Annotated in this window: 11 protein-coding genes and 1 tRNA gene; 6 read left to right on the top strand and 6 right to left on the bottom strand. The window is 64.1% G+C overall.

What is annotated here, in order from left to right; all coding sequences use genetic code 11:
• Window positions 1–85 precede the first annotated feature (85 nt).
• Both fdhD and mobA read left to right on the top strand, forming a co-directional pair.
• A complete protein-coding gene (gene fdhD, locus ACVIN2_RS12820) occupies window positions 86–976 on the top strand; it encodes a formate dehydrogenase accessory sulfurtransferase FdhD (protein ID WP_456765885.1) in 891 nt (296 codons plus the stop codon).
• Window positions 921–1,598, top strand: coding sequence for a molybdenum cofactor guanylyltransferase MobA (gene mobA / locus ACVIN2_RS12825; RefSeq protein WP_456765886.1), 678 nt, complete (start codon window positions 921–923; stop codon window positions 1,596–1,598). Before fdhD ends, mobA begins: the two co-directional genes overlap by 56 nt.
• A gap of 7 nt (window positions 1,599–1,605) precedes the next feature.
• Here the strand turns inward: mobA and ACVIN2_RS12830 are convergent, their stop codons facing one another.
• Genes ACVIN2_RS12830 through ACVIN2_RS12840 form a run of 3 tightly spaced genes read right to left on the bottom strand, consistent with a single transcriptional unit; the run spans window position 1,606 to window position 5,559 of the window.
• On the bottom strand, window positions 1,606–3,555 hold the full coding sequence (locus ACVIN2_RS12830) for a molybdopterin biosynthesis protein (protein ID WP_456765887.1): 1,950 nt from the start codon (window positions 3,553–3,555) through the stop codon (window positions 1,606–1,608).
• 12 nt (window positions 3,556–3,567) lie between these two features.
• Complete coding sequence (locus tag ACVIN2_RS12835; RefSeq protein WP_456765888.1) at window positions 3,568–4,671, bottom strand: molybdopterin-binding protein; 1,104 nt, start codon at window positions 4,669–4,671, stop codon at window positions 3,568–3,570.
• 54 nt (window positions 4,672–4,725) lie between these two features.
• Window positions 4,726–5,559: a substrate-binding domain-containing protein gene (locus tag ACVIN2_RS12840; protein WP_456765889.1), complete on the bottom strand. Its 834-nt coding sequence runs from the start codon at window positions 5,557–5,559 to the stop codon at window positions 4,726–4,728.
• Window positions 5,560–5,963: 404 nt separating this feature from the next.
• Here ACVIN2_RS12840 and ACVIN2_RS12845 point away from each other — a divergent pair, with 404 nt between their 5' ends.
• Together ACVIN2_RS12845 and ACVIN2_RS12850 are read left to right on the top strand one after the other, a co-directional pair.
• A complete protein-coding gene (locus ACVIN2_RS12845) occupies window positions 5,964–6,857 on the top strand; it encodes a substrate-binding domain-containing protein (RefSeq protein ID WP_456765890.1) in 894 nt (297 codons plus the stop codon).
• 100 nt (window positions 6,858–6,957) lie between these two features.
• Window positions 6,958–8,187, top strand: coding sequence for an ABC transporter substrate-binding protein (locus tag ACVIN2_RS12850; protein ID WP_456765891.1), 1,230 nt, complete (start codon window positions 6,958–6,960; stop codon window positions 8,185–8,187).
• A gap of 184 nt (window positions 8,188–8,371) precedes the next feature.
• On the opposite strand, the gene ACVIN2_RS12855 is transcribed toward ACVIN2_RS12850, so the two are convergent.
• Window positions 8,372–9,349: a TAXI family TRAP transporter solute-binding subunit gene (locus tag ACVIN2_RS12855; RefSeq protein ID WP_456765892.1), complete on the bottom strand. Its 978-nt coding sequence runs from the start codon at window positions 9,347–9,349 to the stop codon at window positions 8,372–8,374.
• A gap of 107 nt (window positions 9,350–9,456) precedes the next feature.
• Here ACVIN2_RS12855 and ACVIN2_RS12860 point away from each other — a divergent pair, with 107 nt between their 5' ends.
• Both ACVIN2_RS12860 and ACVIN2_RS12865 read left to right on the top strand, forming a co-directional pair.
• Window positions 9,457–10,431, top strand: a complete 975-nt coding sequence (locus ACVIN2_RS12860) for a Bug family tripartite tricarboxylate transporter substrate binding protein (RefSeq protein ID WP_456765893.1) — start codon at window positions 9,457–9,459, stop codon at window positions 10,429–10,431.
• Between the two features lie 378 nt (window positions 10,432–10,809).
• Window positions 10,810–10,885, top strand: a tRNA-Ile gene (locus ACVIN2_RS12865).
• A 550-nt stretch (window positions 10,886–11,435) separates the two neighbouring features.
• Here the strand turns inward: ACVIN2_RS12865 and ACVIN2_RS12870 are convergent.
• Together ACVIN2_RS12870 and ACVIN2_RS12875 are read right to left on the bottom strand one after the other, a co-directional pair.
• A complete protein-coding gene (locus tag ACVIN2_RS12870; protein WP_456765894.1) occupies window positions 11,436–12,854 on the bottom strand; it encodes a hypothetical protein in 1,419 nt (472 codons plus the stop codon).
• 61 nt (window positions 12,855–12,915) lie between these two features.
• Complete coding sequence (locus tag ACVIN2_RS12875) at window positions 12,916–14,232, bottom strand: hypothetical protein (RefSeq protein WP_456765895.1); 1,317 nt, start codon at window positions 14,230–14,232, stop codon at window positions 12,916–12,918.
• Window positions 14,233–14,272 lie beyond the last annotated feature (40 nt).

Genomic DNA, 14,272 nt, shown 5'->3' on the forward strand with positions numbered 1-14,272 from the left:
TCGCAATGACGAATAGGCGGCATTTCGTTCTCTCGCCAGCATGCTTATATCGGCTTGACCCGAATGTCATGCTAACGTCGCGGCCATGATGAAGATCGACAAAGCCCCAGCACCCCTGATCGTCCCCGACACCGACGACCCGCGCCTCACCGAGAGCGTGACCGGGACCGACCAGTCCGGCGCCAGGATCGAGATCAAGGTGCCGGTGGAGCGCCCGCTGACGCTCTACCTGAATTCGCAGGAGATCGTCACCATGATGACGATCGGCGACTATCCGGAATATCTCGCGCTGGGTTATTTGCTCAACCAGAATATGCTGAAGTATGATGACGCGGTCACCGAGGTCGAATACGACGACGACCTCCAGGTGGTGGTGGTGCGCACCGAGCACCACACCAATTTCGAAGCCAAGCTGAAGAAGCGCACGCAGACCTCGGGCTGCGCGCAGGGCACCGCCTTCGGCGATCTGCTGGAGGCGGTCGAGAGCGTCGCGTTACCGAAGGCGGAGCTGCGTACCTCCTGGCTCTACCAGATGACTCAGACCATCAACACCATGCCCTCGCTCTATCTGGAGGCCGGTGCGATCCACGGTTGCGTGCTGTGCAGAGAGGGCGAGCCGCTCTGCTACACCGAGGATGTCGGCCGTCACAACGCCGTCGACAAGATCGCGGGCTGGATGTACCGCCACGGCGTCGATGCATCCGACAAGATCCTCTACACCACGGGACGGCTCACCTCGGAGATGGTGATCAAGACGGTCCGCATGGGAATTCCGATTTTGGTGTCGCGCTCCGGCTTCACCGCCTGGGGCGTCGATCTCGCCCGGCAGGTGGGCTTGACGCTGGTCGGCCGCGCGCGCGGCAAACGGTTCATCGCGTTGGCGGCGGCAGAGCGCATCGTCTACGACCAGAACCTCGCTTATGTCGAGGAGGAATCGGCCAGGCACAAGCGCAAGGGTGAAAGTGGTGACGATTAGCTTCCCGACCACGCAAGGCGTGCTGCTCGCCGGCGGCCTCGCGCGGCGCATGGGCGGCGGCGACAAGCCGATGCGCACCATCGGCGGCCGCACCATCCTGGAACGCGTAATCGCACGCCTGAAGCCGCAATGCTGCGGCCTGATCCTCAATGCCAACGGCGATCCCGACCGCTTCGCTAAGTTCGGTTTGCAGGTCGTTGCCGACGACGTGCCCGGCTTTCCCGGTCCGCTCGCCGGCATCCTTGCCGCGCTCGACTGGACCGCGGCGAACCGGCCTGAGGTGGAATGGGTGCTCAGTGCCGCCGGCGACTGCCCGTTCCTGCCGCGCGATCTGGTCGTGCGCTTGCATGACGAACGCATCGCGGCGAATGCCGAGCTCGCCGTGGCGGCATCAGGCGGCCAATCGCATCCGGTGATCGGCTTGTGGCGGGTTGGCTTGCGCGACGAACTGCGTCACGCGCTGGTGGTCGAAGACCTCCGCAAGATCGACCGCTGGACCGCGCGTTATCCGCTCGCGACGGTGACGTGGCCGACCGAGCCGCTCGATCCGTTCTTCAATGCCAACACCGTCGAGGATATCGCGGAAGCCGAGCGGCTGGCCGCACTGGATGCGGCGTCCTAACCAAGCTCTACGCCGGCCGGAATCCGGCCCGCTCCAGTGCGGCGCGCGCTTCGTCCGAGCCGAGTGCGGCGAGAAAGGCTTGCACCGCAGGACGCTGCTTGCGCGCCGTCACCAACGCGAAGTCATAATGTTCCTCGGCGAGCGGAATGAAACCGAGGCCGACCGCATGGGCGACCGGTGCAATGGTCATGCCCCAGTCGGCGCGGTGCTGTGCGACCGCCGCGGCCACCGCGTTGTGCGAGCGCGGCTGGTTCCAATAGCCTTCCGGGCGCGCACCGCCAAGCAACCGCTCGATCAGGATGCGCGTGCCGGCGCCCTGGTTGCGGTTGACCATGATGCAGGAGGGGTCAGCGAGCGCCGCGGCCACGGCATGCTTCGCGCTGTGGCCTTCGAAACGCTTGTCGCCCTTGCGAAACACGATGCCCTGCATCCGTCGCCAGCCCGGCACGAGCTCGAGTCCTTCGACGAGGTAAGGCGCATTGTAGGTCTCGCTCTTGTCGTCGAACAGATGGATCGGTGCCAGATCGCATTCGCCGCGCCGTGCCGCCGCAAGTCCGCCGAGACTGCCGACCGCAATCGAGCGCACGGTCAGGCCGGCATGCGCGAGTTGCGCCGTGACGAGATCGAGGCCGGTGCAATGGCTGCCCACGATGACGAGATCGGGCACCCGCACATGCGGCGTGAACAGCGTCACTTCGGCTTCGCTCCCGGCCGGCATCTGGTCGGCGAGCGCGTCGATGCGCAGAAAACCGTCGGCCTGCGCGAACGACGTGATCGCACCGGACCCCTTGCCGGAGGGATAGGCGATCAAGCCGTCCTTGCCAGCGACCAGTGAGACCATGACGAATTCGGTGCGGCCAAGCTCGGAAGCAATGCGCACCGGCACGGTCGCGTTCACCATGGCATCGGAGCGCGGTGGTAGCCCGGCCATCTTGCGCAGCACCGGCACGATCATGTCGTGAAAGGTGAACATCGCCGAGGTCGGAAACCCCGGCAGGATCACCACCGGCTTGCCCTCGCACACCGCAAGGCACAGCGGCTTGCCGGGCTTGAGCGCAATGCCATGCGCGATGATGCCGGGCTTGCCGATCCGGCCGATGATGCGATGGGAGAGATCGCCCGCGCCTTTCGACGTGCCGCCGGAGAGCACCAGCATGTCGGCGTCCGCCAGCGCACGCCGCATGGCGGCTTCGAGCTGAGCTTCGTCGTCGGGAATGGCGCCGAGGACAACCGCCTCTCCGCCGTTCTCGTCGATCGCAGCAGTGACGATCGCGCCGTTGGTGTCGTAGATCGCAGCGGGCGCGAGCACCGCGCCGGGCTGAACCAGTTCGTCACCGGTGGAGATCACGGCAACACGAGGTTTGCGCACGACGCGCACCTCGGCAAGACCGCAAGCCGCCAGCATGCCGACCTCGCGTGAGCCGATGATCGTGCCGGTGCGCAGCAGCGCCTCGCCGCGCGCGATATCGGACCCTGCGTAGGATATGAATTGCCCGGGCGACGCCGCGCGACGGACGTCGATCGCACCGGACTCCGTCGGCTGGGTATGCTCGACCATGACCACGGCATCGGCACCGCGCGGCAGCGGACCGCCGGTGGCAATCGGCGTTGCCGTTCCCGCGGCGACTTGCAGCGCCGGTACGGTGCCGCAGTGAATGGTCTCGCCATTCAACCGAAGGCGAACCGGCGCACCTTCGCCGGCTGTCGCAAGGTCCGCCGAGCGCAGCGCGAAGCCGTCGACATTGGAACGGTCGAACGGCGGCACGTCGATTGGCGCAGTGATGTCTTCAGCGAGCGACGCGCCGAGCGCATCGGCGAGCTTGCGCGTTTCGCTCGAAAGAGCGCGCGGGAACAGCGCGGCCTCGAAGCGTGCCAGCGCCTCCTCGCGGGAAAGGATCTTGAGGAACTGTTCCTGTTCGAGCGCGCTGCGGACTTGCGATTGCGGGATCATGGTCATGCTAAACCCATATCATTCCCACATCAGATAGGCATCGACCGGCGCGCCCGCTGCAAATCCCTCGTGACTGGCGGGAACAAGCAGCCATGCATCCGCGCGGGCAATTGCCTGGAGCGGCCATTCTCCTACCGCAAGCGGCACCCACGCATGATGTTCCTCGGCCAGCAGGACCATTTCGGCGATGCCGACGCTGGATGCAATTTTTCGCGCGAGCGGCAAGGCTATCTGTCGGCGCGGCAGCAGCGCCGACAGAAGATCGACAAGAGGCAGCACGAGCGCGAGCCAGACCGCAAGCGCATGATCCGGCGATCCGGGCAGGGCCACGACAGGAATGGTTCCGAACCGCCCGATCGCGGCGGTGCGTCCGGGCTGGAGCGCAAGACCATGGGCGATCACGTCACCACGCCGGGTCAGAGCGGTGACCGCTGCATCGTTGCGACCGACAGCGCTGCCGCCGATCGTCAGCAGGAGATCGCAGGTGGGCGCCCCGAACGCCTCCGCGATCGATTCCGCGTCGCGCGCACCGGCCTCGCTCGTTTGCACATCCAGCCCTGCGGCGCGTGCGATGTCCGCAATCAGATGCATGGTCAGCGTTGCACCTGGTACATTGATGATGCGCAGTCGCGGACGGCGCACGCTCAGCCGGTCCAGTCCGGCGGCGCGCGCGAGCAACAGAGCGGCAGGACCAAGCGGATTCCCCTCTGCCGCGGCAGGCGTTCGTCCGCCGATGTCGCCCGCACGCCTGACGCCCTGCCCCGGCACGCCCTCCGCCAACACCTGGACGAGCGGACCAAACACCTCGACTGCGTCGGCATCGAGCACACAGTCGCATCCCGCCGGCATCGCGTCGCCGGCATCGACCCAAGCCGGGGCTGTCGCGAGAGGCAGCGGTGAATAGGAGGACGCGCCGACAAGATCATTGGCGCGTAACGCCCAGCCGTCCGCGGCAGCGACGTCACGAGACGGTCGGGCTGGGAGCAGCGGATTGCCCGCCGCGATGCAGCCGGCCGCTTCGCTCAGCGGCAACTCCATCGGCGCGAGCGAATCAAGCCCCTTCAGCAACGCGGCGAGTGCGGCGTCGAGCGGCGTCAGTGATGGCGGCAGGCGCTGGGTCATGCGCCATGATGGATCATGCATCGCCCGGTTTGGCAACCACTGGCGATACGAAGGTCAGCCGCCCGATTTGTCCGCATTGGGGAAGAACAGCTGTTGTCCGTCGACCTTGTATCCGGCGATCGCCGCCTGTCCGTTGGGCGAGATCAGCCAGTCGACGAAATCCTGCCCCAGCTCCTTCTTCACGTTCGGAAACTTCGCGGGGTTCACCAGCATTACGCCGTACTGATTGAGCAGACGCTTGTCGCCTTCGACCACGATGTCGAGATCGCCGCGCTCCCGAAAAGCGATCCAGCTGCCGCGGTCGGACAGCACATAGGCGTTCGCCACGCGCGCTGCGTCGAGGGCGGAAGCCATGTCCTGCTTGGCTTCGCGATACCAGGCACCCTTGGTGCGAGCGATGTCGATGCCGGCGACGATCCAGAGCGCGAGCTCCGCGGCATGCGTGCCCGAGCGGTCGCCGCGCGTCACGAACGGCACGCCCTTGGCTTCGATCGCCTTCAGCGCGGTCGCGATGTCCTTGCCCTTGACGCCGGCGGGATCGCTCTTCGGCCCGATCAGCACATAGTCGTTGTACATCACATCAAAGCGCTTCACCGCAAAACCGTCGGCCACGAATTTCTCCTCCTGCGGCCGTGCATGCATCAGCACGACGTCGACTTCGCCCCTTCGTGCCCCCTCGAGCACCTCGTCGGCGCGCCGCGCGATCACCGTCACCTCGATGCCGGTCTTGTCACGGAAGATCGGCAGCAGATAGTCGAGCAGGCCGGACTCCTGCGTCGCTGTGGTCGTGGCGAGCACGATCGCGCGGTCCTCCGCGGATGACGCCGCAACGCCCGCGGCGAGGCCGCAGAGAAGCGCGAGTGCAACGGAGAGGCGGCGGACGGCCATGATCGGGTTCCCACTGGCTATGACGCCATCATGATGATGATCGATTGCGCCGCACTCGTGACGCGTTTGCTCGTTGCAGCGCCGGATGCGGACAACAAAAGATAGAGCGCGGATCAAACCACTACCGGCGACAGATTTTATCGTCCGCATCGCGCGCGGACGACTCGGGAAATCTCGGCAACGCGCGGAGCGGCATATGCCCATTGCAGTTGCGCGCGCGACTGCCCGCAAGAATGGCACCACGCGAGCGATTCAGGATCGTTCACCAAAGCAGAGATCGCGCGTGGGGATGTGTTGCAAAGCAGCGAGATGATCAGGCATGGTCGTCACGGACAAAACTTGAAATGCAGATTCCACCTGCGTCGAGCTCCAAAAAGAAGCAAGAATTTGCATAGGAATGCAGGATGGAATTCCTGACGACCAGCGAAGCCGCCGACTATCTTCGGCTCGGCGAACGCAAGCTGTACGAACTCGTCACCACCGGCGCGATCCCATGCACCAAAGTGACCGGCAAATGGCTCTTCCCGCGGCACGAGCTCGACCTCTGGGTGCTGTCCGGACTGGCGCGTCCGGCCGGCATGCTGATCGCTGAGCCGCCGCCGGTCGTCGGCGGCAGCCAGGACGAGCTGCTGGATTGGGGTCTGCGCGAATCCGGCTCGGGGCTGGGATCGATGAGCGAGGGTAGCGCGCGCGGGCTCGAGCGGCTGCAGCGGGACGAGGTGATGGCCGTGGCAATGCACTTCCACAGCCTCGATGCCGACGGCAATCTCGCCGCCGACGCCAATGCGACGGTCCTGCGTGACGCTCCGGACCTGCATGATGCATTGCTGGTCGCGTTCGTGCGTCGCGAGCAGGGTCTCGTGCTGCCGCCGGGCAATCCCAAGCGGCTGCGCGGCCTTTCCGACGTGCTCGCGCTCGGGGCCAAGGTGGCGATGCGGCAACAGGGCACGGGCGCGCAGATGCTGCTCGATGTGCTGCTCAAGCGCGCCGGCGCCTCGACGCGCGATTTGCGCCGGATCGAGACGCCCGCTCTGACCGGGCCGGATCTCGCCGAGATCGTCCGCGCGGGACAAGCCGATTGCGGCATCGCGACGCGTGCGTCCGCGCGCTCGGCTGGCCTCGATTTCGTGCCGCTGGTCTGGGAGAATTTTGACCTCGCGATGCGGCAGCGCAGCTATTTCCGCCCCGCCATGCAGGGCCTGATCCGGTTCCTCAGCGAAAAGCGGTTGCTCCAGCGCGCCGCGGAGCTGACCGGCTACGATCCCTCCCCGGCCGGACAAATCCGCTTCGCCGCCTGACGTTGACGCCCGCCCCCAAATAGTTGCAAAAGAAACCAATTCAGCCGGGCCATACCCGGAGGGCACACCGGCCAACGCGCCGGATCAGGGGAGGATAAGCATGAAGCCAACGAGATTTGGACTGCCGGTCGCTGCCGGCGTTACAGCGACGTTCCTGGCGGCGGCGCTGCTGCCGGGCGCCGCAATGGCGCAGGTGTCCGACGAAATCGTCAAGATCGGCGTGCTCACCGACATGAACGGTCCGGCCTCGGCGCCGACCGGCCAGGGCTCGGTGACGGCGGCGCAGATGGCGATCGACGATTTCGGCGGCACCGTGCTCGGCAAGCCGATCAGCATCGTCGTCGGCGACCATCAGCTCAAGGCCGACATCGGCGGCGCGATTGCACGGCGCTGGTACGACGTCGACCAGGTCGATCTGATCGTCGACGTACCGGTCTCCGCGGTCGGGCTCGCGGTGCAGAACATGGCCAACGAGAAGAAGCGGCTGTTCATCACCCACTCCACCGGCACCGCGGATTTCCACGGCAAGTTCTGCTCGCCTTATGCGATCCAGTGGGTGTTCGACACCCGTGCGCTCGCGGTCGGTACCGCGGACGCGGTGGTCAAGCGCGGCGGCGACAGCTGGTTCTTCATCACCGACGATTATGCCTTCGGCCATTCGCTGGAGCGCGACGCCTCGGCGGTCGTGACCGCCAATGGCGGCAAGGTGCTGGGCTCGGTGAAGCCGCCGCTGGCAACGCCCGACCTCTCCTCGTTCGTGCTGCAGGCGCAGGCCTCCAAGGCCAAGATCATCGGCATCGCGGCGGGTCCGCCCAACAACATGAACGAGATCAAGACCGGGTCCGAGTTCGGCGTATTCAAGGGCGGCCAGCAGATGGCGGCGCTGCTGGCGCTGATCACCGACATCCATGGCCTCGGCCTGCAGGCGGCCCAAGGCCTGTTGCTGACCACCTCGTTCTATTGGGACATGGACGACAAGACCCGCGAATGGTCGAAGCGCTATTTCGCCAAGATGAACAAGATGCCCTCGATGTGGCAGGCCGGCGTCTATTCGAGCGTGATGCACTATCTCAACGCCATCAAGGAGACCGGCACCGACGATCCGCTCAAGGTCGCGGCGAAGATGCGGGAGAAGCCGATCGAGGATTTCTTCGCCCGCAACGGCAAACTGCGCGAGGACAATCTGATGGTGCACGACCTCTGGCTGGTGCAGGTGAAGACGCCGGAGGAGAGCAAATATCCGTGGGACTATTACAAGATCCTCACGACGATCTCGGGCGACAAGGCCTTCGGTCCGCCGGACCCGGCATGTGCGATGGTGAAGAAGTGAGGGTGTAGCGAAGCCGCGCTGACAGTGTACCCTCTCCCCTTGCGGGAGAGGGTGGATTCGCGAAGCGAAGCCGGGTGAGGGGTATCTCTCCGCTCGACCAGCTCTCGCTGAATTCGCGGATAGATACCCCTCATCCGGCGCTTCGCGCCACCTTCTCCCACAGGGGGAGAAGGAAGGAAGTGCCCTACTTCACCACCCCGATCTCGCGAAAATACTTCATCACGCCCGGGTGGATCAGCTCCGGCTTCGGCGCGGCCGCGACGGTGTTCGCGGCCGTGGTCTCGCAGGCTTGGGCGAGCTGTTTGCAGAACGTCGGCTCGACACCGTGAAGCGTCTTCGCCAGGCGATAGGCGACGTCATCGGGCAGATCTTCGCGCGTCAGGACAAAGCTCCAGGACCCGAGCGAGGCGATCGGCCCGGACTGGTTCGGATAGCTGCCGGCCGGCACGGTGAGCGGCTTGAGGAACGCGTGCTTGGCGCGGATGCGCGTGATGTCCTCGGCGCTGGGCGCAATGAAGCGCGCGCCTGATCCGCTCGACGCCACCGCCGCAAAGCCGGGCCAGCCGATGCCGGCGCCCCAGAGTGCTGCGACGCGGCCATCCTCGACCATCGCGGGGCCATCGCCGGCGCGGTCGAGATAGATCGCCTTGAAATCCCCGTCCTGCTTCAAGCCGAGCCCATCGAGCACATAACGCGCCAGGATCGGCAGGCCGGAGCCCTTGGCGCCGAACGCAACGGGCTGACCGACGAGATCGCGGATGGTCTTGTAGGGACTGTCCGCGCGCACCACGAACATGCCGGGGTTGGAATAGATCGCGGTAAGAATCTTCAGCCGTACCGGCGCGCGGCCGATGCCGGCGAAGGCCTCATAGGCCGGCTCGCCCGCGACCAGAGCGAGATCGAGCTCACCCTTCTCCAGCAGCGGAATGTTCTCGTTGCTGCCCTTGGTGTTGCGCGGGGCGATGATGGCTTGCGGATCGGCCGCGTTCATCGCTTGCGCAAAGGCGTTGCCATAGAGCGGAAAGCCGCCGCCGGGCGTCGCGGTGCCCAAGCTGATCGTCAGGCTGGAAGTCGTGGTCGGAATGGCGTTGCCTCCGGTTTGAGCGGCGGCGGGGCTTGAAAGCAGCGCCGCGCCGAGAGCAAGGGTGATCGCGAATCTCATGGTCGGTCCCGGCGGAGGCGCGTCAACATCGACTTGCGGCGATGTAGGCAGCGCCCCGTTTTTGTGAAAGCATGCAGCCCAACGACAATAGAACAATGGGAGGCGTCATGTTGCGAATTTTGCGTAACAGTGTTTTCGGGCTGGTTTTCCTTTCAACGCTGTTGGGCGCCGCACCTCCCGCCTCCGCCGCTTATCCCGACCGTCCCGTGCACTGGATCATCGGCTTCTCCGCCGGCGGCCCGGTCGACATCGTGGCGCGGATCATGGCGAACTGGCTGTCGGACCGTTTCGGCCAGCAATTCATCGTCGAGAACCGCGCCGGCTCCGGCGGCAACATCGCGGCCGGCGCCGCGATCAACTCACCGCCGGACGGCTACACGCTGCTGTTCGTCGCGCCCAACAACGCGATCTCGACCTCGCTCTACAAGAAGCTGCCGTTCGACTTCCTGCGTGACACCGTGCCGGTCGCCAGCATCATGCAGCTCACCAACATGCTGGTCGTCTCCAACGCGTTCCCGGCCAAGACGGTTCAGGAGTTCATCGACTACTGCAAGGCCAATCCTGGCAAGATCTCCTTTGCCTCGTCCGGCAACGGCACCTCGGTGCACATGTCGGCGGAGCTGTTCAAGGTGATGACCAAGTGCGACATGGTGCACGTGCCCTATCGGGGATCTGCGATCGCGTTCCCCGACATCATCTCCAACAAGGTGCAGCTAATCTTCGACAACCTCCCCTCCGCGATGGAGCAGGCCAAGGGCGGCAATGTCCGCGCGCTCGGCGTGACCTCGCCGCAGCGCTGGCCGAGCGTGCCTGACGTTCCCGCGATCGCCGAGACGTTGCCGGGCTTCGAATCGGTCGGCTTCTACGGCATCTCCGCGCCGAAGGGCACGCCGCAGGACGTGATCGAGATCCTCAACAAGGCCGTCAACGAGGCGCTGAAGGACCCGAAGCTGGTCGCGCGCCTCACCGAGACCGGCGGCATCCCCAAGCCGATGACGCCGGCCGAGTTCGGCAAGCTGGTCACCGACGAGACCGAGAAGTGGCGCAAGGTGGTGGAGTTCGCCGGCGTGTCGGTGGACTAGCGGCGGGAACTGCCGCGCGCCTGCAGCGCGCCAACGCGACATCGGAGGGGATCGGAAGACCCCTCCCAACAAAATGTGCGAAAACAACCCCATGCACAGTAGAAAGAGCGAACGATTACAAGGTGTTACGGAATCGAAAACCGAACCCCTTGGCGCGATTGCCGGAGGGCGGGGGCAAAGGCTCGGCGAGGTGGGCTTGCGCCGTCGGGCAAAACAGGACTATAAGCGCATCATCGCAAATTTCGGTTATTCGAAAATATCGGGCCTTGCCGCGCCGGCGTTTCCATCCGCCGGAGCCAGCATTGCACCCCCGCCTCCGTCCCTGTAAACGAACCGCGCACCGTTGCCGGCCGCAGCTTTCGCGGCCGTCTCGCGGCGGGGCCTGTAGCTCAATGGTTAGAGCCGGCCGCTCATAACGGTCTGGTTGCAGGTTCGAGTCCTGCCGGGCCCACCAAAGAGATCAATGGCTTAGCCGGTTTTCATTTCACAGGCTGTTGGCCATCGCACCGAAATGCCTCGCTATTTTGCCCCGAGCTGTGTTTCCGCGAACTAACTCTGCGGCTTCGATCTGGCTACGATTTCCGTGCGATCGTAGATTTGGAGGCATTTTCGCTGAAGAAGTCCGAGCAGCACCTCACACTTCTATGAGAGGAATTGCCGATCGACAATCGAGAACCTGCAAGCGGAACGCGCCAGTCGGCGATGTCGGCAGAAGATGATGCGAGTGATGCGCCGACCACCAATGATTACCCCGCTCTTCCCCGTTCGGTTTCTGGGGCGTCCCTCGGAACTATCCACGAACTTCGCGACGAACGCCCGCCTGAATCGAGGTTATTCGAGGCCGTGCTGTCTCCGATCAGGTGGCAGTGAGATGCCACTGCGATAGCAACATGGCAGCACCGATTGCCGGTGTTGTTCGAGCATGCGCCTGACGGCGGCCGCCTCATAGCGCATCCTCGCGCCGCTCCATCTGCACAACACTAACGCTCGCGCCAAAAAGGGTTCTAGCTCGTTGCTATGCTGAGGGGAGCGAGCGAAACCGTCGGGTCTCCAATGATGACCGTGGTTTGCCGGTCCATCCCGACCAGCTTACAGTATCTCGTCCGATCTTGGAGAGACGCGGGTTGGCCTTTCGCATTGGCAACGGCGTTCGACCAATCGGCGAAATAGGCTCCCGCCTCCTTGTAGATCTGTTCGAGAGCCCAACCGATCGGATTTCGCGCGTAGCCCTGGTAGAGTTTGCCGTAAAGCGCGTCCACGAGCTGGTGTGTCACGACCTGACCGTTAAGCGTGTCTCGCAACGTCCAGTCGAACGTCGGCTCGACGTGACCGACGAAGGCGCCAAGTGGTCTTTCTGCTCCCAGCAGAGTTCGCACGAGAGGCGCGACGATCGCGCCGGCGGCGGCTGAAATGCCGCGTAGGAAGTCACCGATATCGGTACCGGGCGGAAATAGATCGTGGTAGCGCGACTCTCTATCCGATCCTGCGGAGCAACAGGCATGAGCGTACCAAATGGCCCCACTGGGATTCCAAGCCGCCAGATCGGACGGTTTGATGACGGAGTAGTTGCAGTCTATCGGACAGCCCAAGTGAGCGGAAAGTTGCGCGCCGTCGCCGAGAGGACCAGTCATTCCATGGCTGGTCGTAACGACCAGGCCTGGGTTCAGCTCCACCAGGGATTCGACAAGATCCTTCCCCGAAGCACGGTCGTCGTACAAAAACCTTCGCTTCGAAAGGTCCGGGTTGGATTCCAGCTTTTCCCAGATCTTTCTACCGATGGCGCGCGCCATGAGCCTCGTGATGTCCCCAGCGCCGTGGTCAACGCTCCAGACGAGGGGTGCACGGGCATCGGCCAGTTGGCCGCCCCAATTTCCTATCAACGCATTGATGTAGTTCTCGAGCGCCCGTCCCTCCAGATCCAATCTGCCGACGTACGTGGACATGTTCAGTCCGTACTGAACCGACCAAGGAATTTGATGAGGCGTCGCGTAGATGAGCAGGTAACGCGGAATGCAGTTCTCTCCGGTGCCGGGGTTCGGCGATTTGATGGAAAGATCCTTGCTGCCGCCGCTCTCGTCATACCGCAGCAGGAAGTCCTCCACTTCCGGGCGCCACCGAAGCACGACCGCTGCCTGGCGGCTATCGAACAGTCGACGGATCGCACAGGGCGCATCGATGGCCGTTGAGCGTTCTCTGGGTGACAGCGTCGTATTTTCGGGAAGAATGAGACCCCAGCCGACGTCCGGACGCCTCCAGTCGCGGTCTTCCACTGCTTCGGGCGCAGCCAGCGTCTTGATCGAGGCCACTTTGAAGTGGTGCTGGACTTCCCACCGTGTTTCCGACGGCAACGGCGACCGGAATGTTCTGGTGCCGTCCCACGCGTTAACGGAGACGGAATCTGGGCGAATGATCGAGTCCGTCATGCGCATCCCTACCTTATCGGCTTTGGTCGGCGGTCGAAACGCTGGTGTGCCGCAGCGAGTATCACATCATCTGCGACCGCAGCGCCCAAGCGGTGTACACGTTTGCTACGCTTCCGTGCCCGTCGATCCTCCGTCCCGCGGAGCCGTCGAGTCCGACGATCGATGCTCCGTTGTCGACGATGTGCGGTTCGCCCACGTTTGGAATTGGATCCAGAAGCTTCTCCCCCGAAGTGCGCGGACCGTACCCCCCGAGGGCGGCGTAGTTGTTGGGAGGTGCACCGGCGGACGTTGGAGACGAAGCGCTCCGTATCTCCCCCACGTCGTTTTTTCTCGCCATGGCGTGATGGTAGACGTCGTGGAGGGGAAAGTCGTGAGCACTATAGGTGCAGAAAATCGGTCCTTCGACCATTGCGAACACGTTGCGATAGCCTCCCGGACCTTCGCGCCCCGGTATCGTATCGGCGAAGGCGAGATGGGATATCGCTGGTTGCAGGAGGAGGATCGAACCGACCTTGCGCGAAGGAGGGTCGCTCTCGGCAAGGGCCGATAGGAGTACCTTGCAGCCGAATGAATGACCCACCAAGTGCAATGACGCTCTGGTCTTTAGTAGATCGGCGAGCAGCGAGGATACGCCCTTCGATCCCACCGTTCCAGCACGCCCTTTCATGAGGTACAGCGACGCCAATCGGAGCACGTTCTTAGGATCGAGACTGTACCCCGCCGCGGTGGCCTCGCGCGGTTCGCGGCTTCCCGGCCCATCGACCCGTCGGATCCGGTCGAAGTCGTCATCGTCTTCTCCCCTCTCGATCTGTTCGATCGCCTCGGCAGACGCAAGCACGCTCACCTCGTCGGCAGCGGCGGCGGGAGGTCCCTCGTCGTCGTCGCCCCGCAAGATCGGCGAGATCAACCGGGCAAGATCGCTCGCATCCTGTAAGTTCAGCGATCCCGATCCGACCAGTTCGTGAAATCGTGCTCGATCGGCTGGATCGCTTATGGTCCTCCCGACCGACTTCGCGGCACCCTCGAAGGCTCCGGTCGGATCCGCGGACATCTTGGGACCCTTGTCGAGAGGCAGCCATATGCTCGGCCAGGTCACGCCGATGAATATAGGCTCACCGCCCTTCAGCGGGTGAATCTGCTGGATCTTCTCGAATTCCACTAGGAAGCGGCTATAGAGATCCTCGGCGTCGCTGAAGTCGTTGTTCCAACCGTGAGAGAATAGAATGACCGGACGATCACCCGCGGCCGAGACAGCATCTATGCAGGCTTTGCGTGTTTCCGGAGAACAACAGCCGCCATCCTGGTCGTATCTCACGATCCAGGTCCGCATCTTCACACCGGGAAGGGGATAAGGTCCCGCAGCGCGAACTTCTGTCATGAGAACCTCCTTCGCGGGTTCGGGTCGAAGGTACGACGGC

Source organism: Bradyrhizobium sp. USDA 3650 (assembly GCF_054057395.1).